The organism is Citrobacter sp. MGH 55 (assembly GCF_016906145.1).
In the GTDB taxonomy this organism is placed as follows: Bacteria; Pseudomonadota; Gammaproteobacteria; order Enterobacterales; family Enterobacteriaceae; genus Citrobacter_A; species Citrobacter_A amalonaticus.
In genome coordinates this window covers 746,712-768,319 of the sequence record NZ_CP070239.1, presented here as the reverse complement: position 1 = coordinate 768,319, position 21,608 = coordinate 746,712, and the positions used below count along the sequence as shown (strand labels likewise).

General features: G+C 51.8%; 28 protein-coding genes, 2 tRNA genes, 1 rRNA gene and 3 other annotated features. Of the genes, 25 read left to right on the top strand and 6 right to left on the bottom strand.

The features are described 5' to 3' along the window. The first annotated feature begins 26 nt into the window (after positions 1-26). From rpsH to arfA, 16 genes are all read left to right on the top strand, one after another. On the top strand, positions 27-419 hold the full coding sequence (rpsH, locus tag JTI98_RS02975) for a 30S ribosomal protein S8 (protein WP_000062611.1): 393 nt from the start codon (positions 27-29) through the stop codon (positions 417-419). Between the two features lie 12 nt (positions 420-431). Further along, on the top strand, positions 432-965 hold the full coding sequence (gene rplF / locus JTI98_RS02970; protein ID WP_012135817.1) for a 50S ribosomal protein L6: 534 nt from the start codon (positions 432-434) through the stop codon (positions 963-965). 9 nt (positions 966-974) lie between these two features. Further along, complete coding sequence (rplR, locus tag JTI98_RS02965; protein ID WP_000358956.1) at positions 975-1,328, top strand: 50S ribosomal protein L18; 354 nt, start codon at positions 975-977, stop codon at positions 1,326-1,328. Between the two features lie 14 nt (positions 1,329-1,342). Beyond that, on the top strand, positions 1,343-1,846 hold the full coding sequence (rpsE, locus tag JTI98_RS02960; RefSeq protein ID WP_000940121.1) for a 30S ribosomal protein S5: 504 nt from the start codon (positions 1,343-1,345) through the stop codon (positions 1,844-1,846). Between the two features lie 3 nt (positions 1,847-1,849). Continuing rightward, entirely contained in the window at positions 1,850-2,029 is a 180-nt protein-coding gene (gene rpmD / locus JTI98_RS02955) for a 50S ribosomal protein L30 (RefSeq protein ID WP_001140434.1), read from the top strand. 3 nt (positions 2,030-2,032) lie between these two features. After that, positions 2,033-2,467, top strand: a complete 435-nt coding sequence (gene rplO, locus JTI98_RS02950) for a 50S ribosomal protein L15 (RefSeq protein WP_001238917.1) — start codon at positions 2,033-2,035, stop codon at positions 2,465-2,467. 7 nt (positions 2,468-2,474) lie between these two features. Beyond that, a complete protein-coding gene (secY, locus tag JTI98_RS02945; protein WP_001118864.1) occupies positions 2,475-3,806 on the top strand; it encodes a preprotein translocase subunit SecY in 1,332 nt (443 codons plus the stop codon). A gap of 31 nt (positions 3,807-3,837) precedes the next feature. Further along, positions 3,838-3,954, top strand: a complete 117-nt coding sequence (gene rpmJ, locus JTI98_RS02940) for a 50S ribosomal protein L36 (protein ID WP_000868187.1) — start codon at positions 3,838-3,840, stop codon at positions 3,952-3,954. 146 nt (positions 3,955-4,100) lie between these two features. Then, positions 4,101-4,457: a 30S ribosomal protein S13 gene (gene rpsM, locus JTI98_RS02935; RefSeq protein ID WP_012908431.1), complete on the top strand. Its 357-nt coding sequence runs from the start codon at positions 4,101-4,103 to the stop codon at positions 4,455-4,457. 16 nt (positions 4,458-4,473) lie between these two features. After that, the gene (gene rpsK / locus JTI98_RS02930) at positions 4,474-4,863 is read left to right on the top strand and encodes a 30S ribosomal protein S11 (RefSeq protein WP_001029684.1); all 390 of its coding nucleotides are present in this window, start codon (positions 4,474-4,476) and stop codon (positions 4,861-4,863) included. A 33-nt stretch (positions 4,864-4,896) separates the two neighbouring features. Beyond that, a complete protein-coding gene (rpsD, locus tag JTI98_RS02925) occupies positions 4,897-5,517 on the top strand; it encodes a 30S ribosomal protein S4 (RefSeq protein WP_000135226.1) in 621 nt (206 codons plus the stop codon). Between the two features lie 25 nt (positions 5,518-5,542). Continuing rightward, positions 5,543-6,532, top strand: coding sequence for a DNA-directed RNA polymerase subunit alpha (gene rpoA, locus JTI98_RS02920; RefSeq protein WP_001162094.1), 990 nt, complete (start codon positions 5,543-5,545; stop codon positions 6,530-6,532). 40 nt (positions 6,533-6,572) lie between these two features. Next, complete coding sequence (gene rplQ, locus JTI98_RS02915) at positions 6,573-6,959, top strand: 50S ribosomal protein L17 (protein WP_001216372.1); 387 nt, start codon at positions 6,573-6,575, stop codon at positions 6,957-6,959. Between the two features lie 106 nt (positions 6,960-7,065). Continuing rightward, a complete protein-coding gene (locus JTI98_RS02910; protein ID WP_044327744.1) occupies positions 7,066-7,434 on the top strand; it encodes a DUF1992 domain-containing protein in 369 nt (122 codons plus the stop codon). A gap of 10 nt (positions 7,435-7,444) precedes the next feature. Then, positions 7,445-7,870: a Zn(2+)-responsive transcriptional regulator gene (zntR, locus tag JTI98_RS02905; RefSeq protein WP_044257546.1), complete on the top strand. Its 426-nt coding sequence runs from the start codon at positions 7,445-7,447 to the stop codon at positions 7,868-7,870. A gap of 55 nt (positions 7,871-7,925) precedes the next feature. Next, positions 7,926-8,144, top strand: a complete 219-nt coding sequence (gene arfA / locus JTI98_RS02900) for an alternative ribosome-rescue factor ArfA (RefSeq protein WP_042998373.1) — start codon at positions 7,926-7,928, stop codon at positions 8,142-8,144. Here arfA and mscL read toward each other — a convergent pair. The 5 genes from mscL to def form a co-directional block, all read right to left on the bottom strand. Further along, a complete protein-coding gene (gene mscL, locus JTI98_RS02895; RefSeq protein WP_042326268.1) occupies positions 8,141-8,551 on the bottom strand; it encodes a large-conductance mechanosensitive channel protein MscL in 411 nt (136 codons plus the stop codon). The two genes, arfA and mscL, sit on opposite strands and share 4 nt — an antisense overlap. 141 nt (positions 8,552-8,692) lie before the next feature. Next, complete coding sequence (gene trkA, locus JTI98_RS02890) at positions 8,693-10,069, bottom strand: Trk system potassium transporter TrkA (protein WP_042998372.1); 1,377 nt, start codon at positions 10,067-10,069, stop codon at positions 8,693-8,695. 21 nt (positions 10,070-10,090) lie between these two features. Then, positions 10,091-11,380 carry a 16S rRNA (cytosine(967)-C(5))-methyltransferase RsmB gene (gene rsmB / locus JTI98_RS02885; RefSeq protein ID WP_216081903.1) on the bottom strand — a complete coding sequence of 430 codons (1,290 nt, stop codon included), beginning with the start codon at positions 11,378-11,380 and terminating at the stop codon, positions 10,091-10,093. Between the two features lie 52 nt (positions 11,381-11,432). After that, positions 11,433-12,380: a methionyl-tRNA formyltransferase gene (gene fmt / locus JTI98_RS02880; RefSeq protein ID WP_216081902.1), complete on the bottom strand. Its 948-nt coding sequence runs from the start codon at positions 12,378-12,380 to the stop codon at positions 11,433-11,435. Positions 12,381-12,394: 14 nt separating this feature from the next. Continuing rightward, entirely contained in the window at positions 12,395-12,904 is a 510-nt protein-coding gene (gene def / locus JTI98_RS02875; protein WP_044257544.1) for a peptide deformylase, read from the bottom strand. A gap of 129 nt (positions 12,905-13,033) precedes the next feature. Here def and dprA point away from each other — a divergent pair, with 129 nt between their 5' ends. The 6 genes from dprA to JTI98_RS02845 are packed head-to-tail and all read left to right on the top strand — an operon-like array spanning position 13,034 to position 16,826. Continuing rightward, positions 13,034-14,158: a DNA-protecting protein DprA gene (dprA, locus tag JTI98_RS02870; protein ID WP_216081901.1), complete on the top strand. Its 1,125-nt coding sequence runs from the start codon at positions 13,034-13,036 to the stop codon at positions 14,156-14,158. Next, positions 14,130-14,603, top strand: coding sequence for a DUF494 family protein Smg (gene smg, locus JTI98_RS02865; RefSeq protein WP_012908442.1), 474 nt, complete (start codon positions 14,130-14,132; stop codon positions 14,601-14,603). Before dprA ends, smg begins: the two co-directional genes overlap by 29 nt. A 26-nt stretch (positions 14,604-14,629) precedes the next feature. After that, positions 14,630-15,184 (top strand): type I DNA topoisomerase, encoded by a 555-nt coding sequence (locus tag JTI98_RS02860; protein WP_042998369.1) that lies wholly within the window; start codon positions 14,630-14,632, stop codon positions 15,182-15,184. Continuing rightward, positions 15,177-15,749, top strand: a complete 573-nt coding sequence (tsaC, locus tag JTI98_RS02855) for an L-threonylcarbamoyladenylate synthase type 1 TsaC (protein ID WP_044265313.1) — start codon at positions 15,177-15,179, stop codon at positions 15,747-15,749. Before JTI98_RS02860 ends, tsaC begins: the two co-directional genes overlap by 8 nt. Positions 15,750-15,753: 4 nt before the next feature. Beyond that, complete coding sequence (aroE, locus tag JTI98_RS02850) at positions 15,754-16,572, top strand: shikimate dehydrogenase (protein ID WP_080343322.1); 819 nt, start codon at positions 15,754-15,756, stop codon at positions 16,570-16,572. Further along, on the top strand, positions 16,569-16,826 hold the full coding sequence (locus JTI98_RS02845; protein WP_042998366.1) for a DUF1488 domain-containing protein: 258 nt from the start codon (positions 16,569-16,571) through the stop codon (positions 16,824-16,826). Before aroE ends, JTI98_RS02845 begins: the two co-directional genes overlap by 4 nt. On the opposite strand, the gene JTI98_RS02840 is transcribed toward JTI98_RS02845, so the two are convergent. Next, on the bottom strand, positions 16,802-17,356 hold the full coding sequence (locus JTI98_RS02840) for a gamma carbonic anhydrase family protein (protein ID WP_042998365.1): 555 nt from the start codon (positions 17,354-17,356) through the stop codon (positions 16,802-16,804). The genes JTI98_RS02845 and JTI98_RS02840 overlap by 25 nt on opposite strands. 471 nt (positions 17,357-17,827) lie before the next feature. On the opposite strand from JTI98_RS02840, the gene JTI98_RS02835 reads away from it, so the two are divergent. From JTI98_RS02835 to JTI98_RS02825, 3 genes are all read left to right on the top strand, one after another. After that, a 16S ribosomal RNA gene (locus JTI98_RS02835) occupies positions 17,828-19,369 on the top strand. A gap of 69 nt (positions 19,370-19,438) precedes the next feature. Then, a tRNA-Ile gene (locus JTI98_RS02830) sits at positions 19,439-19,515 on the top strand. Between the two features lie 114 nt (positions 19,516-19,629). Then, a tRNA-Ala gene (locus tag JTI98_RS02825) sits at positions 19,630-19,705 on the top strand. 195 nt (positions 19,706-19,900) lie between these two features. Further along, positions 19,901-20,411 (top strand) — a sequence feature (23S ribosomal RNA rRNA prediction is too short). Positions 20,412-20,418: 7 nt separating this feature from the next. Then, positions 20,419-21,145: a sequence feature (23S ribosomal RNA rRNA prediction is too short), on the top strand. A gap of 14 nt (positions 21,146-21,159) precedes the next feature. Further along, positions 21,160-21,531, top strand: a sequence feature (23S ribosomal RNA rRNA prediction is too short). The last annotated feature ends 77 nt before the right edge of the window (positions 21,532-21,608 follow it).

Sequence of the window (21,608 nt, the reverse complement as noted above, 5' to 3'; positions counted from 1 at the left end):
CAATTGAATCACGGGAGTAAAGACAGATGAGCATGCAAGATCCGATCGCGGATATGCTGACCCGTATCCGTAACGGTCAGGCCGCGAACAAAGCTGCGGTCACCATGCCTTCCTCCAAGCTGAAAGTGGCAATTGCCAACGTGCTGAAGGAAGAAGGTTTTATTGAAGATTTTAAAGTTGAAGGCGACACCAAGCCGGAACTGGAACTGACTCTTAAGTATTTCCAGGGTAAAGCTGTTGTAGAAAGCATTCAGCGTGTCAGTCGCCCAGGTCTGCGCATCTATAAACGTAAAGATGAGCTGCCGAAAGTTATGGCGGGTCTGGGTATCGCGGTTGTTTCTACCTCTAAAGGTGTTATGACTGATCGTGCAGCGCGCCAGGCTGGTCTTGGTGGCGAAATTATCTGCTACGTAGCCTAATCGGAGGAAAAAATGTCTCGTGTTGCTAAAGCACCGGTCGTTGTTCCTGCCGGCGTTGATGTAAAAATCAACGGTCAGGTTATTACGATCAAAGGTAAAAACGGCGAGCTGACTCGTACTCTCAACGATGCTGTTGAAGTTAAACATGCAGATAATGCACTGACCTTCGGTCCGCGTGATGGTTACGTAGACGGTTGGGCTCAGGCTGGTACCGCGCGTGCCCTGCTGAACTCAATGGTTATCGGTGTTACCGAAGGCTTCACTAAGAAGCTGCAGCTGGTTGGTGTAGGTTATCGTGCAGCGGTTAAAGGGAACGTAGTAAACCTGTCATTAGGTTTCTCACACCCGGTTGACCATCAGCTGCCGGCAGGGATTACTGCAGAATGTCCGACTCAAACTGAAATCGTGCTGAAAGGCGCTGATAAGCAGGTGATCGGCCAGGTTGCAGCAGATCTGCGTGCCTACCGTCGTCCTGAGCCTTACAAAGGCAAGGGTGTTCGTTACGCCGACGAAGTCGTGCGTACCAAAGAGGCTAAGAAGAAGTAAGGTAACACTATGGATAAGAAATCTGCTCGTATCCGTCGTGCGACCCGCGCACGCCGCAAGCTCAAAGAGCTGGGCGCAACTCGCCTGGTGGTACATCGTACCCCGCGTCATATTTACGCACAGGTAATTGCACCGAACGGTTCTGAAGTTCTGGTAGCTGCTTCTACTGTAGAAAAAGCTATCGCTGAACAACTGAAGTACACCGGTAACAAAGACGCGGCTGCAGCTGTGGGTAAAGCTGTCGCTGAACGCGCTCTGGAAAAAGGCATCAAAGATGTGTCCTTTGACCGTTCCGGGTTCCAATATCATGGTCGTGTCCAGGCACTGGCAGATGCTGCCCGTGAAGCTGGCCTTCAGTTCTAAGGTAGAGGTGTAAGATGGCTCACATCGAAAAACAAGCTGGCGAACTGCAGGAAAAGCTGATCGCGGTAAACCGCGTATCTAAAACCGTAAAAGGTGGTCGTATTTTCTCCTTCACAGCTCTGACTGTAGTAGGCGATGGTAACGGTCGCGTTGGTTTTGGTTACGGTAAAGCGCGTGAAGTTCCAGCAGCGATCCAGAAAGCGATGGAAAAAGCCCGTCGCAATATGATTAACGTCGCGCTGAACAACGGCACCCTGCAACACCCGGTTAAAGGTGTTCACACGGGTTCTCGTGTATTCATGCAGCCAGCTTCCGAAGGTACCGGTATCATCGCCGGTGGTGCAATGCGCGCCGTTCTGGAAGTTGCTGGAGTTCATAACGTTCTGGCTAAAGCATATGGTTCCACCAACCCGATCAACGTGGTTCGTGCAACTATTGATGGCCTGGAAAATATGAATTCTCCAGAAATGGTCGCTGCCAAGCGTGGTAAATCCGTTGAAGAAATTCTGGGGAAATAAACCATGGCAAAGACTATTAAAATTACTCAAACCCGCAGTGCAATCGGTCGTCTGCCGAAACACAAGGCAACGCTGCTTGGCCTGGGTCTGCGTCGTATTGGTCACACCGTAGAGCGCGAGGATACTCCTGCTGTTCGTGGTATGGTCAACGCGGTTTCCTTCATGGTTAAAGTTGAGGAGTAAGAGATGCGTTTAAATACTCTGTCTCCGGCCGAAGGCTCCAAAAAGGCGGGTAAACGCCTGGGTCGTGGTATCGGTTCTGGCCTCGGTAAAACCGGTGGTCGTGGTCACAAAGGTCAGAAGTCTCGTTCTGGCGGTGGCGTACGTCGCGGTTTCGAGGGTGGTCAGATGCCTCTGTACCGTCGTCTGCCGAAATTCGGCTTCACTTCTCGCAAAGCAGCGATTACAGCCGAAGTTCGTCTGTCTGACCTGGCGAAAGTGGAAGGCGGTGTTGTAGACCTGAACACGCTGAAAGCGGCTAACATTATCGGTATCCAGATCGAGTTCGCGAAAGTGATCCTGGCTGGTGAAGTCACTACTCCGGTAACTGTTCGTGGTCTGCGTGTTACTAAAGGCGCTCGTGCTGCTATCGAAGCTGCTGGCGGTAAAATCGAGGAATAAGTAGCAGATGGCTAAACAACCGGGATTAGATTTTCAAAGTGCCAAAGGTGGCTTAGGCGAGCTGAAACGCAGACTGCTGTTTGTTATCGGTGCGCTTATCGTGTTCCGTATTGGCTCTTTCATTCCGATCCCTGGTATTGATGCCGCTGTACTTGCCAAACTGCTTGAGCAACAGCGAGGCACCATCATTGAAATGTTTAACATGTTCTCTGGTGGTGCTCTCAGCCGTGCTTCTATCTTTGCCCTGGGTATTATGCCGTATATTTCGGCATCAATTATTATCCAGCTGCTGACGGTGGTTCACCCAACGCTGGCAGAAATCAAGAAAGAAGGGGAGTCTGGTCGTCGTAAGATCAGCCAGTACACCCGCTACGGTACTCTGGTGTTGGCCATATTCCAGTCGATCGGTATTGCTACCGGTCTGCCAAATATGCCTGGTATGCAAGGTCTGGTAATGAATCCAGGCTTTGCATTCTACTTCACCGCTGTTGTCAGTCTGGTCACAGGGACGATGTTCCTGATGTGGTTGGGCGAACAGATTACTGAACGTGGTATCGGTAACGGTATCTCGATCATTATCTTCGCCGGTATTGTCGCGGGCCTCCCGCCAGCCATTGCCCATACTATCGAGCAAGCGCGTCAAGGCGACCTGCACTTCCTCGTGTTGCTGTTGGTTGCAGTATTAGTATTTGCAGTGACGTTCTTTGTTGTATTTGTTGAGCGTGGTCAACGCCGCATTGTGGTAAACTACGCTAAACGTCAGCAAGGTCGTCGTGTCTATGCTGCACAGAGCACACATTTACCGCTGAAAGTGAATATGGCGGGGGTAATCCCGGCAATCTTCGCTTCCAGTATTATTCTGTTCCCGGCAACCATCGCGTCATGGTTCGGGGGCGGTACTGGTTGGAACTGGCTGACAACAATTTCGCTGTATTTGCAGCCTGGGCAACCGCTTTATGTGTTACTCTATGCGTCTGCAATCATCTTCTTCTGTTTCTTCTACACGGCGTTGGTCTTCAACCCGCGTGAAACAGCAGATAACCTGAAGAAGTCCGGTGCATTTGTACCAGGAATTCGTCCGGGAGAGCAAACGGCGAAGTATATTGATAAAGTAATGACCCGCCTGACTTTGGTCGGTGCGCTCTACATTACCTTTATCTGCCTGATCCCGGAGTTCATGCGTGATGCAATGAAAGTACCGTTCTACTTCGGTGGGACCTCACTGCTTATCGTTGTTGTCGTGATTATGGACTTTATGGCTCAAGTGCAAACTCTGATGATGTCTAGTCAGTACGAGTCTGCATTGAAGAAGGCGAACCTGAAAGGCTACGGCCGATAATTGGTCGCCCGAGAAGTTACGGAGAGTAAAAATGAAAGTTCGTGCTTCCGTCAAGAAATTATGCCGTAACTGCAAAATCGTTAAGCGTGATGGTGTCATCCGTGTGATTTGCAGTGCCGAGCCGAAGCATAAACAGCGCCAAGGCTGATTTATTCGCATATTTTTCTTGCAAAGTTGGGTTGAGCTGGCTAGATTAGCCAGCCAATCTTTTGTATGTCTGTACGTTTCCATTTGAGTATCCTGAAAACGGGCTTTTCAGCATGGTGCGTACATATTAAATAGTAGGAGTGCATAGTGGCCCGTATAGCAGGCATTAACATTCCTGATCAAAAACATGCTGTGATCGCGTTAACGTCGATCTACGGCATCGGTAAGACCCGTTCTAAAGCCATCCTGGCTGCAGCGGGTATCGCTGAAAATGTTAAGATCAGTGAGCTGTCTGAAGGACAAATCGACACGCTGCGTGACGAAGTTGCCAAATTTGTCGTTGAAGGTGATCTGCGCCGTGAAATCAGCATGAGCATCAAGCGCCTGATGGATCTTGGTTGCTATCGCGGTTTGCGTCATCGTCGTGGTCTGCCAGTGCGCGGTCAGCGTACTAAGACCAACGCACGTACCCGTAAGGGTCCGCGCAAACCGATCAAGAAATAATCGGGGTGATTGAATAATGGCAAAGGCACCAATTCGTGCACGTAAACGTGTAAGAAAACAAGTCTCTGACGGCGTGGCTCATATCCATGCTTCTTTCAACAACACCATCGTGACTATCACTGATCGTCAGGGTAACGCGCTGGGTTGGGCAACAGCCGGTGGTTCCGGTTTCCGTGGTTCTCGCAAATCTACTCCGTTCGCAGCTCAGGTTGCAGCAGAGCGTTGCGCTGACGCCGTAAAAGAATACGGCATCAAGAATCTGGAAGTTATGGTTAAAGGTCCGGGTCCAGGCCGCGAATCTACTATTCGTGCTCTGAACGCCGCTGGTTTCCGCATCACTAATATTACTGATGTGACTCCGATCCCTCATAACGGTTGTCGTCCGCCGAAAAAACGTCGCGTATAACGCTTCGTTTTCCAGGTTAGTTGGAGATAGAAAATGGCAAGATATTTGGGTCCTAAGCTCAAGCTGAGCCGTCGTGAGGGCACCGACTTATTCCTTAAGTCTGGCGTTCGCGCGATCGATACCAAGTGTAAAATTGAACAAGCTCCTGGCCAGCACGGTGCGCGTAAACCGCGTCTGTCTGACTATGGTGTGCAGTTGCGTGAAAAGCAAAAAGTTCGCCGTATCTACGGTGTGCTGGAGCGTCAGTTCCGTAACTACTACAAAGAAGCAGCACGTCTGAAAGGCAACACCGGTGAAAACCTGTTGGCTCTGCTGGAAGGTCGTCTGGACAACGTTGTATACCGTATGGGCTTCGGCGCCACTCGTGCAGAAGCACGTCAGCTGGTTAGCCATAAAGCGATTATGGTAAACGGTCGTGTTGTTAACATCGCTTCTTATCAGGTTAGTCCGAATGACGTTGTTAGCATTCGTGAGAAAGCGAAGAAGCAGTCTCGCGTGAAAGCCGCTCTGGAGCTGGCTGAGCAGCGTGAAAAGCCAACCTGGCTGGAAGTTGATGCTGGCAAGATGGAAGGTACGTACAAGCGTAAGCCTGAGCGTTCTGATCTGTCTGCGGACATTAACGAACACCTGATCGTCGAGCTTTACTCCAAGTAAAGCTTAGTACCAAAGAGAGGACACAATGCAGGGTTCTGTGACAGAGTTTCTAAAACCGCGCCTGGTAGATATCGAGCAAGTGAGTTCGACGCACGCCAAGGTGACCCTTGAGCCTTTAGAGCGTGGCTTCGGCCATACTCTGGGTAACGCACTGCGCCGTATTCTGCTCTCATCGATGCCGGGTTGCGCGGTGACCGAGGTTGAGATTGATGGTGTACTACATGAGTACAGCACCAAAGAAGGCGTTCAGGAAGATATCCTGGAAATCCTGCTCAACCTGAAAGGGCTGGCGGTGAGAGTTCAGGGTAAAGATGAAGTTATTCTTACCTTGAATAAATCTGGCATTGGCCCTGTGACTGCAGCCGACATTACCCATGACGGGGATGTCGAAATCGTCAAGCCGCAGCACGTGATCTGCCACCTGACCGATGAGAACGCGTCTATTAGCATGCGTATCAAAGTTCAGCGCGGTCGTGGTTATGTGCCGGCTTCTACCCGAATTCATTCGGAAGAAGATGAGCGCCCAATCGGCCGTCTGCTGGTTGACGCATGCTACAGCCCTGTAGAGCGTATTGCCTACAATGTTGAAGCAGCGCGTGTAGAACAGCGTACCGACCTGGACAAGCTGGTCATCGAAATGGAAACCAACGGCACAATCGATCCTGAAGAGGCGATTCGTCGTGCGGCGACCATTCTGGCAGAACAACTGGAAGCTTTCGTTGATTTACGTGATGTACGTCAGCCGGAAGTGAAAGAAGAGAAACCAGAATTCGATCCGATCCTGCTGCGCCCTGTTGACGATCTGGAATTGACTGTCCGCTCTGCTAACTGCCTTAAAGCAGAAGCTATCCACTATATCGGTGATCTGGTACAGCGTACTGAGGTTGAGCTTCTTAAGACGCCTAACCTTGGTAAAAAATCTCTTACTGAGATTAAAGACGTGCTGGCTTCCCGTGGACTGTCTCTGGGCATGCGCCTGGAAAACTGGCCACCGGCAAGCATCGCTGACGAGTAACCGGATCACAGGTTAAGGTTTTACTGAGAAGGATAAGGTCATGCGCCATCGTAAGAGTGGTCGTCAACTGAACCGCAACAGCAGCCATCGCCAGGCTATGTTCCGCAACATGGCAGGTTCACTGGTTCGTCATGAAATCATCAAGACGACCCTGCCTAAAGCGAAAGAGCTGCGTCGCGTAGTTGAGCCGCTGATTACTCTTGCCAAGACTGATAGCGTAGCTAATCGTCGTCTGGCATTCGCCCGCACTCGTGATAACGAGATCGTGGCAAAACTGTTTAACGAGCTGGGCCCGCGTTTCGCGAGCCGCGCCGGTGGTTACACTCGCATTCTGAAGTGTGGCTTCCGTGCAGGCGACAATGCGCCGATGGCATACATCGAGCTGGTTGATCGCTCTGAGTCGAAAGCAGAAGCTGCTGCAGAGTAATCTGTAGTAACGTAAAAAAACCCGCCTCGGCGGGTTTTTTTATATCCGCAGCACCCCCACTTATCTACAATATCTGTACTCTTTTTGTTCATCCCCTGGAGTCATTATGTGGTTACTGGACCAGTGGGCAGAGCGTCATATCATCGATGCACAAAGAAAAGGTGAGTTTGAAGATCTTCGCGGCGCTGGCCAACCGTTGGTGCTGGATGATGATTCACATGTGCCTGATGAGCTACGTGCCGGTTATCGCTTACTGAAGAACGCAGGCTGTCTCCCACCCGAACTGGAGCAGCGGAAAGAAGCCATCCAGTTGTTGGATCTGCTGAGCGGCCTGCGGCAGGATGATCCGCAGTATCAGGAAGTGAGTCGGCGTTTGTCACTGCTGGAACTGAAGCTGCGGCAGTCCGGTCTGAGCACGGAATTTTTACGCGGTGAGTATGCTGATAAGTTACTGCATAAAATTAACGATAATTAATGGAGTGGACATGTATCGCATTGGTGAGTTAGCAAAGCTGGCGGAAGTTACCCCTGATACGATCCGCTACTATGAAAAGCAGCAGATGATGGAGCATGAGGTGCGCACTGAAGGCGGTTTCCGGTTATATACGGAAAAGGATCTTCAACGGCTTAAATTCATCCGCTATGCCCGACAGCTTGGCTTTACCCTTGAGTCGATCCGTGAATTGTTATCGATCCGTATCGATCCTGAACATCATACCTGTCAGGAATCCAAAGGGATCGTGCAGGACAGGCTGAAAGAAGTTGAAGCTCGTATTGCCGAACTGCAAAGCATGCAGCGTTCATTGCAGCGTTTGAACGATGCCTGCTGTGGCACTGCGCATAGCAGTGTGTACTGCTCAATTCTGGAAGCTCTTGAACAAGGAGCCAGTGGAGTGGCGTCGGGCTGTTGATTTATCAGACAGGTGGGACTACACTCCCGCCGTTAAACTACAAACTGGAGCTATTATGAGTCGTTATCAGCATACAAAAGGGCAGATAAAGGACAATGCCATTGAGGCATTATTACATGACCCTCTATTCAGACAGCGTGTTGAAAAGAATAAGAAAGGGAAAGGGAGTTATTTACGTAAAGGCAAACACGGTAACCGGGGTAACTGGGAGGCCAGTGGCAAGAAAGTGAATCACTTTTTTACCACTGGCCTTCTGCTTTCTGCGGTCTGTTAAGAACGATTATTCTGTTCTTTCAGCAGGTCGCGGATCTCAGTAAGCAAGACTTCTTCTTTCGTCGGTGCAGGTGCAGCCGCCGGCTCTTCTTTCTTACGATTGAGTTTGTTAATGAGCTTAATTGCCATGAAAATAGCAAAGGCGACAATCACAAAGTCGAAGATATTCTGAATAAACACGCCATAATGCATCACAACGGCCGGGATATCTCCCTGCGCATCACGCAACGTCACAGCAAACTGTTTAAAATCGATCCCACCAATTAACAAACCCAGCGGCGGCATAATGATATCGGCAACCAGTGACGATACAATTTTACCGAACGCCGCACCGATAATGACACCCACTGCCAAATCGACAACATTCCCGCGCATCGCGAATTCGCGAAACTCTTTAATAATGCTCATTATATTCTCCCTATGCAGCTGACGTTAATAAGTTTAACAAATGTTAAGGCATTTGCCATTTAAGTATTGAGATTAAGATTATGAATTAATCCTTGATAAATCAGGGGATTAAAAAGGGTGTAAATAATACACCCTTCAAAGTTAAAGGAAGAAAGGACTTGGCTGGAACAAGCGTTCGACGTCGGTAATAAACTTTTTATCCGTCAGGAACATAATGACGTGATCGCCTTGTTCGATGCGTAAGTTGTCATTGGCAATCATCACATCGTTACCACGCACGACAGCACCAATAATCGTGCCTGGCGGCAGTTTGATCTCGTCGATGACTCGGCCGACAACGCGTGAGGTACTTTCATCGCCGTGAGCGACAGCTTCAATCGCTTCCGCGACGCCACGGCGTAATGAAGAGACGCCAACGATGTCCGCTTTTCGCACATGGCTAAGGAGAGCCGAGATGGTTGCTTGCTGGGGAGAGATCGCGATATCGATCACACTACCCTGAACAAGATCGACATAAGCGCGGCGTTGAATCAACACCATCACCTTTTTCGCCCCCATGCGCTTAGCCAACATCGCTGACATGATGTTAGCTTCATCGTCGTTGGTAACGGCAATAAACAGATCGACCTGATCGATATGCTCTTCGGCCAGCAATTCTTGATCCGAGGCGTCGCCAAAAAAGACGATCGTATTCTGAAGTTTTTCGGCCAGCTCGGCAGCGCGCTGTTGATCGCGTTCGATCAATTTCACGCTGTAATCTTTTTCCAGACGATGCGCCAGACCTGCACCGATGTTACCGCCGCCAACCAGCATGATGCGCTTGTAAGGCTTTTCGAGGCGTTGCAGTTCGCTCATCACCGCACGAATGTGCTGGGAAGCGGCAATAAAGAAGACTTCGTCGCCCGCTTCCACAATGGTGGAGCCCTGTGGGCGGATCGGTCTGTCGTGACGGAAAATCGCCGCAACGCGGGTATCGATATGCGGCATATGTTCCCGCATCGTTGAGAGCGCGTTCCCGATCAGTGGGCCACCGTAATAGGCTTTTACGACGGCAAGGCTCACTTTGCCTTCTGCGAAATTGACGACCTGTAATGCGCCTGGATATTCGATCAGGCGGTAAATGCTGTCGATGACCAGTTGTTCGGGCGCGATCAGGTGATCGATAGGTACGGCTTCTGAGTGGAACAGCTTGTCCGCATCACGGACATAATCGGGAGAGCGGATACGGGCGATTCGGTTCGGCGTATTAAACAGCGAATAAGCCACCTGGCAGGCAACCATGTTCGTTTCATCAGAACTGGTCACGGCAACCAGCATATCCGCATCATCCGCCCCGGCTTCACGCAGCACGCGTGGGTGCGAGCCGTGTCCCTGAACGACACGCAGATCGAACTTATCCTGCAGGCTGCGCAGGCGTTCACCGTTGGTATCCACCACGGTGATGTCGTTGTTCTCGCCGACCAGGTTCTCTGCCAGCGTTCCACCCACCTGTCCTGCGCCCAGAATGATTATTTTCATCAGTCGTGACCCGTTATCCCATCACTTTTTGATTAGCTTAGCGTAAAAGAAGCCATCACCGTCTTCTGCACCCGGCAGATTTTGAAGACCCGGCATTTCGGGTGTGCCTGTCTCGCTCAGCATGGCATCCGTCGTACGCTGTAAGAAGGCGTGAACCTGCTGACTGTTCTCTTCCGGCAAAACGGAACAGGTGGCATAGACCAGCGTGCCGCCGGATTTCAGATGCGGCCAGACGGCATCAAGAATTTCAGCCTGTAGCTTTGCCAGTTCGGTAATATCCCGATCGCGGCGGAGCCATTTGATATCCGGGTGACGTCGGATAACTCCGGTTGCAGAGCAGGGGGCATCTAACAGGATACGATCAAACTGCTGCTCGCCGCACCATTGTGCAGGAAAACGCCCATCACCCTGCTTAACCGTCGCTTTCATCCCAAGACGTTTCAGGTTGTCATAAACGCGGGAGAGTCGTTGTTCATCCACATCAACTGCCAGCACGTTTGCTTCGGGAGCCGCTTCGAGGATGTGGGTGGTTTTACCGCCTGGTGCTGCACACAGATCTAAAATGTGTTCGCCGTTTTGCGGAGCAAGGAAGGCCACGCACCCCTGAGCAGAGGCGTCCTGAACGGTGACCCATCCTTCATCGAACCCCGGAAGTGTATGGACCGGTGCGGGTGTTTCCAGACGGATGGCATCAGGATAGTCGGGATGAATGAAACCTTTCATCCCGGCGTTTTCGAGCAATGCCAGCCAGCTCTCGCGCGTATGGTGTATGCGATTCACACGTAGCCACATCGGGGGGCGCTGATTGTTGGCATCAATAATCGCTTCCCATTGGGTGGGGTACGCCTTTTGCAAGCGTTTAAGTAGCCATCCAGGGTGCAGAAAACACGCGTCGCTGCTGGCGAATTCCGCGAGCAGTTCTTCTTGTTGACGCTGGAACTGACGCAGAACACCGTTTATTAGCCCTTTAAGCTGCGGGCGCTTTATCGCTACGGCGCCTTCGACCGTTTCCGCCAGCGCTGCATGTGGAGGAATTCGGGTATGCAGTAATTGATAGAATCCCACCATGATCAGGTAGTGCACGGTGCGCTGTTTTCCCGTCATTGGGCGGGACATCAGTTTGTTGATCAACCAGTCGAGTTGCGACAGCGTACGCAGAACCCCAAAACAGAGTTCCTGTAGCAGCGCTTTGTCTTTATCGGAGACTTTTTGTTGTAGCGGCGGCAGGACATTGCTCAGTGAATGCCCTTGCTCGACGACCTGTTCAACGGCCTGCGCCGCCATACTGCGTAAGTTAAGTTTCTTATTCATAACCGCAAAAATAAAAAGGCCCGGTAACACCGGGCGTTATCAGAAGTGACCGTCAGACCAGACGGTTGCCAGGAATGAACCATTCCCGACGTGAATTCAGAAGATCCTGGGCGCTCATCGCTTTTTTCCCGGCGGGTTGCAATGAGAGCAGGTTCAGGACTCCATTGCCGGTCGCGACCTGAATGCCTTGTTTCGTGGCGTCAAGGATGGTTCCCGGTTCTGCCAGCGTCGGCGTCGCTATTACGGATGCCTGCCAGACTTTTACCGGCTGGCCGTCAATTTCCAGCCAGCTCATTGGCCAGGGATTGAATGCGCGAATGCAACGTTCCAGTTGTGCCGCAGAAAGCGACCAGTCGATGCGCGCTTCTTCTTTACTGAGCTTTTCTGCGTGAGTGACTAGCGATTCATCTTGCACTTGCGGATTTGCACGGCCCTCAGCTAACTGCTTCAGCGTTTCGATCAGCCCCTGCGGACCAAGATCCGCCAGCTTGTCGTACAGCGTGCCGCTGGTGTCTTGCGCGGTGATGGGGCAGGCGAGCTTATAGAGCATATCGCCCGTATCGAGACCCACGTCCATTTGCATAATGGTCACGCCCGTTTCGGCGTCTCCAGCCCAAAGAGAACGTTGAATGGGCGCCGCGCCGCGCCAGCGCGGCAGCAGCGAACCGTGGACGTTAATGCAGCCGAGGCGCGGCATATCCAGCACGGCTTTCGGCAGAATCAGACCATACGCGACGACGACCATAACATCTGCATTCAGGTCAGAAACCAGGTGCTGGTTTTCCTGCGGGCGCAAGGAAACGGGTTGGAAAACCGGAATGCCTTTTTCTTCTGCCAGCACTTTTACCGGGCTCGGCATCAGTTTTTTTCCCCGACCTGCCGGGCGATCGGGCTGGGTAAATACCCCGACGACGTGATGTTCAGAAGACAACAGCGCGTCAAGATGACGCGCTGCAAAGTCAGGTGTACCCGCAAAAATAATACGTAGTGAGTCTGACACGGTGATTCTTGTCCTTAAGCTCGTGCGTTCAGGCGGTCGAGTTTCTCAACTTTCTGACGAATACGTTGCTGCTTCAGCGGTGACAAATAATCGATAAACAGTTTACCGACCAGGTGATCCATCTCGTGCTGAATACAGATAGCCAGCAGGCCGTCGGCTTCCAGTTCAAACGGTTTACCCTCGCGATTGAGCGCGCGAACTTTCACTTTCTCAGCACGCGGCACTAAAGCACGCTGTTCCGGAATAGACAGACAACCTTCTTCAATACCGGTCTCGCCTTCTTTTTCCAGCAGTTCCGGGTTAATTAACACCAGGCGTTCGTCACGATTTTCCGACACGTCAATGACGATAATCCGCTGATGAATATCAACCTGCGTTGCTGCGAGGCCAATACCTTCTTCCGCGTACATCGTCTCGAACATATCATCAACGATACGCTGAATTTCTGCATTCACTTCTTCTACCGGCTTTGCGACTTTGCGAAGGCGCTCGTCCGGAATATGTAACACTTGCAAAACTGACATAGTTATCCAGAGTTGTGTTCAGGAGTTGGAAAGATTATTACCTCTATTCTAGACAAATCCCCCTCTGATTGACAGCATCAGTGACCAATCGCAAAGATTGCTAAGACTGCTTGTGGCAGGGGGATAAGGATGACCCGTACCGAAATTTGGCTACGTTTAATGGCTGTGAATGAGTTGTTCGGCGATGAGATGGTGCGCGTCGCTCACGGACTGATATCACAGCCGGATATTGATATCGCCGCATTGCGGCGTGCCGGCCTTTCCCCTTCCCAGGCAACGCGCTTTTTGACCTTTCCGGAAAAAGAACTGGAAAGAACCCTTCGCTGGCTTGAGTTGCCGCACCATGACTTATTACTGGCAGACAGTGAAGATTATCCTGCACAGCTTCGCGCCATTGAAGATTATCCCGGTGCGGTTTTTGTCGTTGGCTCCCCGCGATGTCTCCATGATTTTCAACTCGCCGTCGTGGGAAGCCGAACGCCGTCCTGGTATGGCGAACGATGGGGGCAGATGTTTTGTGAGAAACTGGCCAGTTGGGATATCACCATTACCAGCGGTCTGGCGCGAGGTGTTGATGGCATCGCCCATCGGGCGGCGATCCAGGCAAAGGGGAAAAGCATTGCCGTATTAGGCAACGGCCTGCAATCCGTCTATCCCCGCCGACATGCCGGGATGGCCGATGCGTTGCTGGAAACGGGAGGCGCGCTGGTGTCCGAATTTCCGTTAATGATGGCCCCTTTACCGCGCAACTTTCCCCGCCGGAACCGTATCATTAGCGGTCTGAGTAAAGGGGTTCTGGTGGTTGAGGCGGCATTACGCAGTGGCTCGTTGGTCACCGCGCGCTGTGCGTTAGAGCAAGGACGAGAGGTGTTCGCTATCCCTGGCCCCCTCGGCAGCCCCGGAAGCGAAGGGCCACACTGGCTGGTGAAGCAGGGTGCCACCCTTGTGACGGCCCCAGAGGAAATCATGGAAAATTTGCAGTACGGCTTGCATTGGCTGCCAGATGAGCCTGAAAAATCACTTTATTCATCAGATCAGGAAGGCGCAGCATTGCCATTTCCCGAGCTCCTGGCTAACGTAGGAGATGAGGTAACACCTGTTGACGTCGTCGCTGAACGTGCCGGCCAACCTGTGCCAGAGGTAGTGGCTCAGCTACTCGAACTGGAGTTAGCAGGATGGATCGCAGTTGTACCCGGCGGCTATGTCCGATTGAGGAGGGCATGCCATGTTCGACGTACTAATGTATTTGTTTGAGACATATATCCACAATGAAGCTGAATTACGTGTGGATCAGGACAAACTTGAACGGGATCTTACCGACGCTGGTTTTGATCGTGAAGACATCTACAACGCGCTCCTGTGGCTGGAAAAGCTTGCTGACTACCAGGAAGGTCTTGCCGAGCCGATGCAGCTCGCCTCCGATCCTCTCTCTGTGCGTATTTATACCCCAGAAGAGTGTGACCGACTGGATGCCAGTTGCCGCGGATTCCTGTTATTCCTTGAGCAGATTCAGGTGCTAAACCTCGAAACGCGAGAAATGGTGATTGAACGTGTGCTCGCGCTGGATACCGCAGAATTCGACCTGGAAGACCTGAAGTGGGTCATCCTGATGGTTTTGTTCAATATTCCAGGTTGTGAAAATGCATATCAGCAAATGGAAGAATTACTCTTTGAAGTGAATGAAGGTATGCTGCATTAATCAACCTTAATTCAGCATGAGTTGTTATGGCTAAATCAGCACTGTTTTCGGTGCGTAAAAATGAGCCCTGTCCGCAGTGCGGGGCTGAACTGGTGATTCGCTCCGGGAAACACGGTCCGTTTCTTGGTTGCTCGCACTATCCGGAATGTGACTATATCCGTCCGTTGAAATCCTCAGCGGACGGACATATCGTCAAAGTTCTGGAGGGGAAACATTGCCCTGACTGCGGCGGCGAACTGGTGTTGCGCCAGGGGCGTTTTGGTATGTTTATCGGCTGCAGCAACTATCCAGAATGTGAGCATACTGAGCTCATTGATAAACCCGATGAAACCGCTATTACCTGCCCTCAATGCCAGACGGGCCATCTGGTCCAGCGGCGTTCCCGTTATGGCAAAACTTTCCACTCCTGCGATCGCTATCCGGAGTGCCAGTTTGTCATTAACTTCAAACCGATAGCCGGAGAGTGTCCTGAGTGCCACTATCCGCTACTCATCGAAAAGAAAACCGCGCAGGGTGTGAAGCACTTTTGCGCCAGTAAACAATGTGGAAAGCCGGTTTCGGCGGAACAAACAAGTGAATAATAACCTGCCAACAGACCCTATCGCTGACGCAATAGAGGTACTGAATAAAGAGAATGTCATCGCCTATCCAACAGAAGCCGTCTTTGGCGTCGGGTGCGATCCCGATAGCGAAGTGGCCGTAAATCGTCTGTTGGCCTTGAAACAGCGTCCGGTGGATAAAGGGTTAATTTTGATCGCCGCCAGTTTTGAGCAGCTCAAGCCGTATATTGACGACAGTATGTTGACCGATGCCCAGCGTGATGCCGTGTTTGCTCGTTGGCCTGGTCCGGTGACCTTTGTTTTCCCTGCGCCAGCGACGACGCCTCGTTGGTTGACGGGACGCTTTGATTCATTGGCGGTGCGCGTGACGGATCATCCGCTGGTGGTCGCCCTGTGCCAGGCTTATGGCAAACCGTTGGTTTCAACCAGCGCCAACCTGAGTGGATTACCCCCTTGCCGTACGGTTGAGGAAGTTCGCACACAGTTTGGTACAGACTTCCCCGTGGTGTCAGGAGAAACCGGCGGTCGCTTGAATCCTTCTGAAATCCGTGATGCTCTGACGGGCGAGCTGTTTCGACAGGGGTAAGATGATGGAAACCTATGCTGTTTTTGGTAATCCAATCGCGCACAGCAAATCGCCGTTTATTCATCAGCAATTTGCGCAGCAGTTGCAGATTGCGCATCCGTATGGCCGTGTGCTGGCGCCTGTTAATGATTTCATCAACACACTGAACGCGTTCTTTGCCGACGGCGGTAAAGGAGTGAACGTTACGGTGCCATTTAAAGAAGAAGCATTTGCCCGCGCCGATGAACTCACCGAGCGTGCAGCCCTGGCCGGTGCGGTGAATACGATCAAGCGGCTCGAAGACGGTCGGTTGCTGGGTGACAACACCGACGGCATCGGTCTGCTAAGTGACCTCGAACGTCTGTCATTTATCCAGCCGGGGCAACGTATCCTGCTGATTGGCGCGGGTGGCGCTTCGCGTGGTGTATTGTTACCGCTGCTTTCTCTGGATTGCGGGGTGACGATTGTTAACCGGACGGCATCCCGTGCGGAAGAACTGGCACAGGTTTTTGCACATACAGGTAGCGTGCAGGCGCTGGGTATGGATGAGCTGGAAGGACATGAGTTTGATCTGATCATTAATGCCACCTCCAGCGGCATCAGCGGTGAGATCCCGGCGATCCCGGCATCGCTCATTCGTTCGTCCGTATGTTGTTATGACATGTTCTACCAAAAGGGCAATACGCCGTTTCTCTCCTGGTGTGAACGCCAGGGCGCGAAACGTTATGCCGATGGCCTGGGGATGCTGGTGGGACAAGCAGCTCATGCCGTTCTGCTCTGGCACGGCGTGTTGCCGGAAATTGAGCCAGTGATTGCGCGTCTCAAGCAGGAGTTATCCGCATGAATCAGGCCATCCAGTTTCCAGACCGGGAAGAGTGGGACGCGCAGAAAAAAGCGGTTTGCTTTCCCGCGCTGGTTAATGGCATGCAGTTAATGTGCGCTATTAAGGGAGAAACGCTGGCGAATCGCTTTGGTGGTGAAACGACGGAACAATGGTTAGCTCACTTTTGCGAACATCGCTGGGATCTGGAAGAAGAAGCGGAAGCACTGATCCAGTCCCAGCAAGAAGACGATCATGGCTGGGTTTGGTTACCCTGAGCGAGATACTCGTCTTTCCATTTCACATAATTTCTGGCGGAGTATTGCAGACCCGCTTTCTCCTCCTCTGTTAGCGGCCGGATCTGTTTGACCGGGCTCCCCAAATAGAGATAGCCGCTCTCCAGGCGTTTGTTTTGCGGTACCAGGCTTCCCGCCCCAATCATTACGTCGTCTTCAATCACCGCGCCATCCAGCAGAATCGATCCCATACCGACCAGGACCCGGTTGCCAATGATGCAGCCGTGCAACATCACTTTATGCCCGACCGTCACATCTTCTCCTACAATGAGCGGGTTGCCATCCGGGTTGGAGGCGGATTTGTGCGTGACATGCAACACGCTGCCATCCTGAATATTCGTACGCGCCCCGATCGCAACGTAATTTACATCGCCACGGATCGCAACAAGCGGCCAGATCCCCACATCGTCCGCCAGGCGAACGTCACCAATGATCACACTGCTGCTGTCGAGCATCACCCGTTGGCCAATCTGTGGAAAAAGATCCTTATAAGGACGTAATACGTCAGACATGTTTACCTCAAGGTAAGAGAACAGTAATGATGACTTTGGTTGCATTTCTGCCCTTGCGCAAGTGCTTTAACTATCAAAAATCCACCAAATTGCGCATGAATGGAGCGAAAGGGATGAAAAAGCAGCGAACGGAAAAAAAGATCCAAAAAAGGCTTGTGCAAAAAAATGGGATCCCTATAATGCGCCTCCGTTGAGACGACAAAGTGAAACGCTTCACAAGATGGTCGTCACAGCGAAGAGAAAAATCCTGAAAATCAGGGTTGACTCTGAAAGAGGAAAGCGTAATATACGCCACCTCGCGACAGAACGCTAAAGCGCGTCGCAACTGCTCTTTAACAATTTATCAGACAATCTGTGTGGGCACTCAGAGTGACATGGATTCTTAACGTCGCAAGACGAAAAATGAATACCAAGTCTCAAAGAGTGAACACGTAATTCATTACGACGTTTAATTCTAGGAGCATCAAACTTAAATTGAAGAGTTTGATCATGGCTCAGATTGAACGCTGGCGGCAGGCCTAACACATGCAAGTCGAACGGTAACAGGAAGCAGCTTGCTGCTTTGCTGACGAGTGGCGGACGGGTGAGTAATGTCTGGGAAACTGCCCGATGGAGGGGGATAACTACTGGAAACGGTAGCTAATACCGCATAATGTCGCAAGACCAAAGAGGGGGACCTTCGGGCCTCTTGCCATCGGATGTGCCCAGATGGGATTAGCTTGTTGGTGAGGTAACGGCTCACCAAGGCGACGATCCCTAGCTGGTCTGAGAGGATGACCAGCCACACTGGAACTGAGACACGGTCCAGACTCCTACGGGAGGCAGCAGTGGGGAATATTGCACAATGGGCGCAAGCCTGATGCAGCCATGCCGCGTGTATGAAGAAGGCCTTCGGGTTGTAAAGTACTTTCAGCGGGGAGGAAGGGGTTAAGGTTAATAACCTTAGCCATTGACGTTACCCGCAGAAGAAGCACCGGCTAACTCCGTGCCAGCAGCCGCGGTAATACGGAGGGTGCAAGCGTTAATCGGAATTACTGGGCGTAAAGCGCACGCAGGCGGTCTGTCAAGTCGGATGTGAAATCCCCGGGCTCAACCTGGGAACTGCATTCGAAACTGGCAGGCTTGAGTCTCGTAGAGGGGGGTAGAATTCCAGGTGTAGCGGTGAAATGCGTAGAGATCTGGAGGAATACCGGTGGCGAAGGCGGCCCCCTGGACGAAGACTGACGCTCAGGTGCGAAAGCGTGGGGAGCAAACAGGATTAGATACCCTGGTAGTCCACGCCGTAAACGATGTCTATTTGGAGGTTGTGCCCTTGAGGCGTGGCTTCCGGAGCTAACGCGTTAAATAGACCGCCTGGGGAGTACGGCCGCAAGGTTAAAACTCAAATGAATTGACGGGGGCCCGCACAAGCGGTGGAGCATGTGGTTTAATTCGATGCAACGCGAAGAACCTTACCTGGTCTTGACATCCACAGAACTTGGCAGAGATGCCTTGGTGCCTTCGGGAACTGTGAGACAGGTGCTGCATGGCTGTCGTCAGCTCGTGTTGTGAAATGTTGGGTTAAGTCCCGCAACGAGCGCAACCCTTATCCTTTGTTGCCAGCGGTCCGGCCGGGAACTCAAAGGAGACTGCCAGTGATAAACTGGAGGAAGGTGGGGATGACGTCAAGTCATCATGGCCCTTACGACCAGGGCTACACACGTGCTACAATGGCATATACAAAGAGAAGCGACCTCGCGAGAGCAAGCGGACCTCATAAAGTATGTCGTAGTCCGGATTGGAGTCTGCAACTCGACTCCATGAAGTCGGAATCGCTAGTAATCGTGGATCAGAATGCCACGGTGAATACGTTCCCGGGCCTTGTACACACCGCCCGTCACACCATGGGAGTGGGTTGCAAAAGAAGTAGGTAGCTTAACCTTCGGGAGGGCGCTTACCACTTTGTGATTCATGACTGGGGTGAAGTCGTAACAAGGTAACCGTAGGGGAACCTGCGGTTGGATCACCTCCTTACCTTAAAGAACCTGCCTTTGTAGTGCCCACACAGATTGTCTGATGAAAAACGAGCAGTAAAACCTCTACAGGCTTGTAGCTCAGGTGGTTAGAGCGCACCCCTGATAAGGGTGAGGTCGGTGGTTCAAGTCCACTCAGGCCTACCAAATTTTCCCTGAATACTGCGTTGTGAAACGACTCGCATACTTTAAGTATGCTTCGTCATTCCACGCCTTGTCTCAGGAAAAATTATCGGTACAGAGGTTCTGACTACACTGTATGGGGCTATAGCTCAGCTGGGAGAGCGCCTGCTTTGCACGCAGGAGGTCTGCGGTTCGATCCCGCATAGCTCCACCATACTGTAGAACGTAATCAAGAAAACTTCAGAGTGTACCTGAAAGGGTGCGCTGCGAAGTTTTGCTCTTTAAAAATCTGGATCAAGCTGAAAATTGAAACGACACACTGTTAATGGTGTGTTCGAGTCTCTCAAATTTTCGCAACACGATGATGAATCGAAAGAAACATCTTCGGGTTGTGAGGTTAAGCGACTAAGCGTACACGGTGGATGCCCTGGCAGTCAGAGGCGATGAAGGACGTGCTAATCTGCGAAAAGCGTCGGTAAGGTGATATGAACCGTTATAACCGGCGATGTCCGAATGGGGAAACCCAGTGCAATTCGTTGCACTATCGTTAACTGAATCCATAGGTTAACGAGGCGAACCGGGGGAACTGAAACATCTAAGTACCCCGAGGAAAAGAAATCAACCGAGATTCCCCCAGTAGCGGCGAGCGAACGGGGAGCAGCCCAGAGCCTGAATCAGCATGTGTGGTAGTGGAACGGTCTGGAAAGGCCGGCGATACAGGGTGACAGCCCCGTACACAAAATTGCATGTGCTGTGAGCTCGATGAGTAGGGCGGGACACGTGGTATCCTGTCTGAATATGGGGGGACCATCCTCCAAGGCTAAATACTCCTGACTGACCGATAGTGAACCAGTACCGTGAGGGAAAGGCGAAAAGAACCCCGGCGAGGGGAGTGAAAAAGAACCTGAAACCGTGTACGTACAAGCAGTGGGAGCCTCTTTATGGGGTGACTGCGTACCTTTTGTATAATGGGTCAGCGACTTATATTCTGTAGCAAGGTTAACCGAATAGGGGAGCCGAAGGGAAACCGAGTCTTAACTGGGCGTTAAGTTGCAGGGTATAGACCCGAAACCCGGTGATCTAGCCATGGGCAGGTTGAAGGTTGGGTAACACTAACTGGAGGACCGAACCGACTAATGTTGAAAAATTAGCGGATGACTTGTGGCTGGGGGTGAAAGGCCAATCAAACCGGGAGATAGCTGGTTCTCCCCGAAAGCTATTTAGGTAGCGCCTCGTGAATTCATCTCCGGGGGTAGAGCACTGTTTCGGCTAGGGGGCCATCCCGGCTTACCAACCCGATGCAAACTGCGAATACCGGAGAATGTTATCACGGGAGACACACGGCGGGTGCTAACGTCCGTCGTGAAGAGGGAAACAACCCAGACCGCCAGCTAAGGTCCCAAAGTCATGGTTAAGTGGGAAACGATGTGGGAAGGCTCAGACAGCCAGGATGTTGGCTTAGAAGCAGCCATCATTTAAAGAAAGCGTAATAGCTCACTGGTCGAGTCGGCCTGCGCGGAAGATGTAACGGGGCTAAACCATGCACCGAAGCTGCGGCAGCGACACTAAGTGTTGTTGGGTAGGGGAGCGTTCTGTAAGCCTGTGAAGGTGTGCTGTGAGGCATGCTGGAGGTATCAGAAGTGCGAATGCTGACATAAGTAACGATAAAGCGGGTGAAAAGCCCGCTCGCCGGAAGACCAAGGGTTCCTGTCCAACGTTAATCGGGGCAGGGTGAGTCGACCCCTAAGGCGAGGCCGAAAGGCGTAGTCGATGGGAAACAGGTTAATATTCCTGTACCAGGTGTTACTGCGAAGGGGGGACGGAGAAGGCTATGTTGGCCGGGCGACGGTTGTCCCGGTTTAAGCGTGTAGGTGTGTGTTCCAGGTAAATCCGGTTCACTTTAACACTGAGGCGTGATGACGAGGCACTACGGTGCTGAAGTGACAAATGCCCTGCTTCCAGGAAAAGCCTCTAAGCATCAGGTAACATCAGATCGTACCCCAAACCGACACAGGTGGTCAGGTAGAGAATACCAAGGCGCTTGAGAGAACTCGGGTGAAGGAACTAGGCAAAATGGTGCCGTAACTTCGGGAGAAGGCACGCTGATATGTAGGTGA

Excerpts from the sequence above, each read along its gene's own strand:
- rpmD (WP_001140434.1), top strand. The coding sequence starts at position 1,850 with ATGGCAAAGACTATTAAAATTACTCAAACCCGCAGTGCAATCGGTCGT.
- JTI98_RS02860 (WP_042998369.1), top strand. The coding sequence starts at position 14,630 with ATGGCTAAATCAGCACTGTTTTCGGTGCGTAAAAATGAGCCCTGTCCG.
- rpsK (WP_001029684.1), top strand. The coding sequence starts at position 4,474 with ATGGCAAAGGCACCAATTCGTGCACGTAAACGTGTAAGAAAACAAGTC.
- rpoA (WP_001162094.1), top strand. The coding sequence starts at position 5,543 with ATGCAGGGTTCTGTGACAGAGTTTCTAAAACCGCGCCTGGTAGATATC.
- secY (WP_001118864.1), top strand. The coding sequence starts at position 2,475 with ATGGCTAAACAACCGGGATTAGATTTTCAAAGTGCCAAAGGTGGCTTA.
- dprA (WP_216081901.1), top strand. The coding sequence starts at position 13,034 with ATGACCCGTACCGAAATTTGGCTACGTTTAATGGCTGTGAATGAGTTG.
- JTI98_RS02845 (WP_042998366.1), top strand. The coding sequence starts at position 16,569 with ATGAATCAGGCCATCCAGTTTCCAGACCGGGAAGAGTGGGACGCGCAG.
- smg (WP_012908442.1), top strand. The coding sequence starts at position 14,130 with ATGTTCGACGTACTAATGTATTTGTTTGAGACATATATCCACAATGAA.
- rplQ (WP_001216372.1), top strand. The coding sequence starts at position 6,573 with ATGCGCCATCGTAAGAGTGGTCGTCAACTGAACCGCAACAGCAGCCAT.
- JTI98_RS02840 (WP_042998365.1), bottom strand. The coding sequence starts at position 17,356 with ATGTCTGACGTATTACGTCCTTATAAGGATCTTTTTCCACAGATTGGC.
- rpmJ (WP_000868187.1), top strand. The coding sequence starts at position 3,838 with ATGAAAGTTCGTGCTTCCGTCAAGAAATTATGCCGTAACTGCAAAATC.
- arfA (WP_042998373.1), top strand. The coding sequence starts at position 7,926 with ATGAGTCGTTATCAGCATACAAAAGGGCAGATAAAGGACAATGCCATT.
- JTI98_RS02910 (WP_044327744.1), top strand. The coding sequence starts at position 7,066 with ATGTGGTTACTGGACCAGTGGGCAGAGCGTCATATCATCGATGCACAA.
- zntR (WP_044257546.1), top strand. The coding sequence starts at position 7,445 with ATGTATCGCATTGGTGAGTTAGCAAAGCTGGCGGAAGTTACCCCTGAT.
- rpsE (WP_000940121.1), top strand. The coding sequence starts at position 1,343 with ATGGCTCACATCGAAAAACAAGCTGGCGAACTGCAGGAAAAGCTGATC.
- rpsD (WP_000135226.1), top strand. The coding sequence starts at position 4,897 with ATGGCAAGATATTTGGGTCCTAAGCTCAAGCTGAGCCGTCGTGAGGGC.
- def (WP_044257544.1), bottom strand. The coding sequence starts at position 12,904 with ATGTCAGTTTTGCAAGTGTTACATATTCCGGACGAGCGCCTTCGCAAA.
- trkA (WP_042998372.1), bottom strand. The coding sequence starts at position 10,069 with ATGAAAATAATCATTCTGGGCGCAGGACAGGTGGGTGGAACGCTGGCA.
- rpsH (WP_000062611.1), top strand. The coding sequence starts at position 27 with ATGAGCATGCAAGATCCGATCGCGGATATGCTGACCCGTATCCGTAAC.
- rplF (WP_012135817.1), top strand. The coding sequence starts at position 432 with ATGTCTCGTGTTGCTAAAGCACCGGTCGTTGTTCCTGCCGGCGTTGAT.
- rplO (WP_001238917.1), top strand. The coding sequence starts at position 2,033 with ATGCGTTTAAATACTCTGTCTCCGGCCGAAGGCTCCAAAAAGGCGGGT.
- rplR (WP_000358956.1), top strand. The coding sequence starts at position 975 with ATGGATAAGAAATCTGCTCGTATCCGTCGTGCGACCCGCGCACGCCGC.
- mscL (WP_042326268.1), bottom strand. The coding sequence starts at position 8,551 with ATGAGCATTATTAAAGAGTTTCGCGAATTCGCGATGCGCGGGAATGTT.
- aroE (WP_080343322.1), top strand. The coding sequence starts at position 15,754 with ATGGAAACCTATGCTGTTTTTGGTAATCCAATCGCGCACAGCAAATCG.
- rsmB (WP_216081903.1), bottom strand. The coding sequence starts at position 11,380 with ATGAATAAGAAACTTAACTTACGCAGTATGGCGGCGCAGGCCGTTGAA.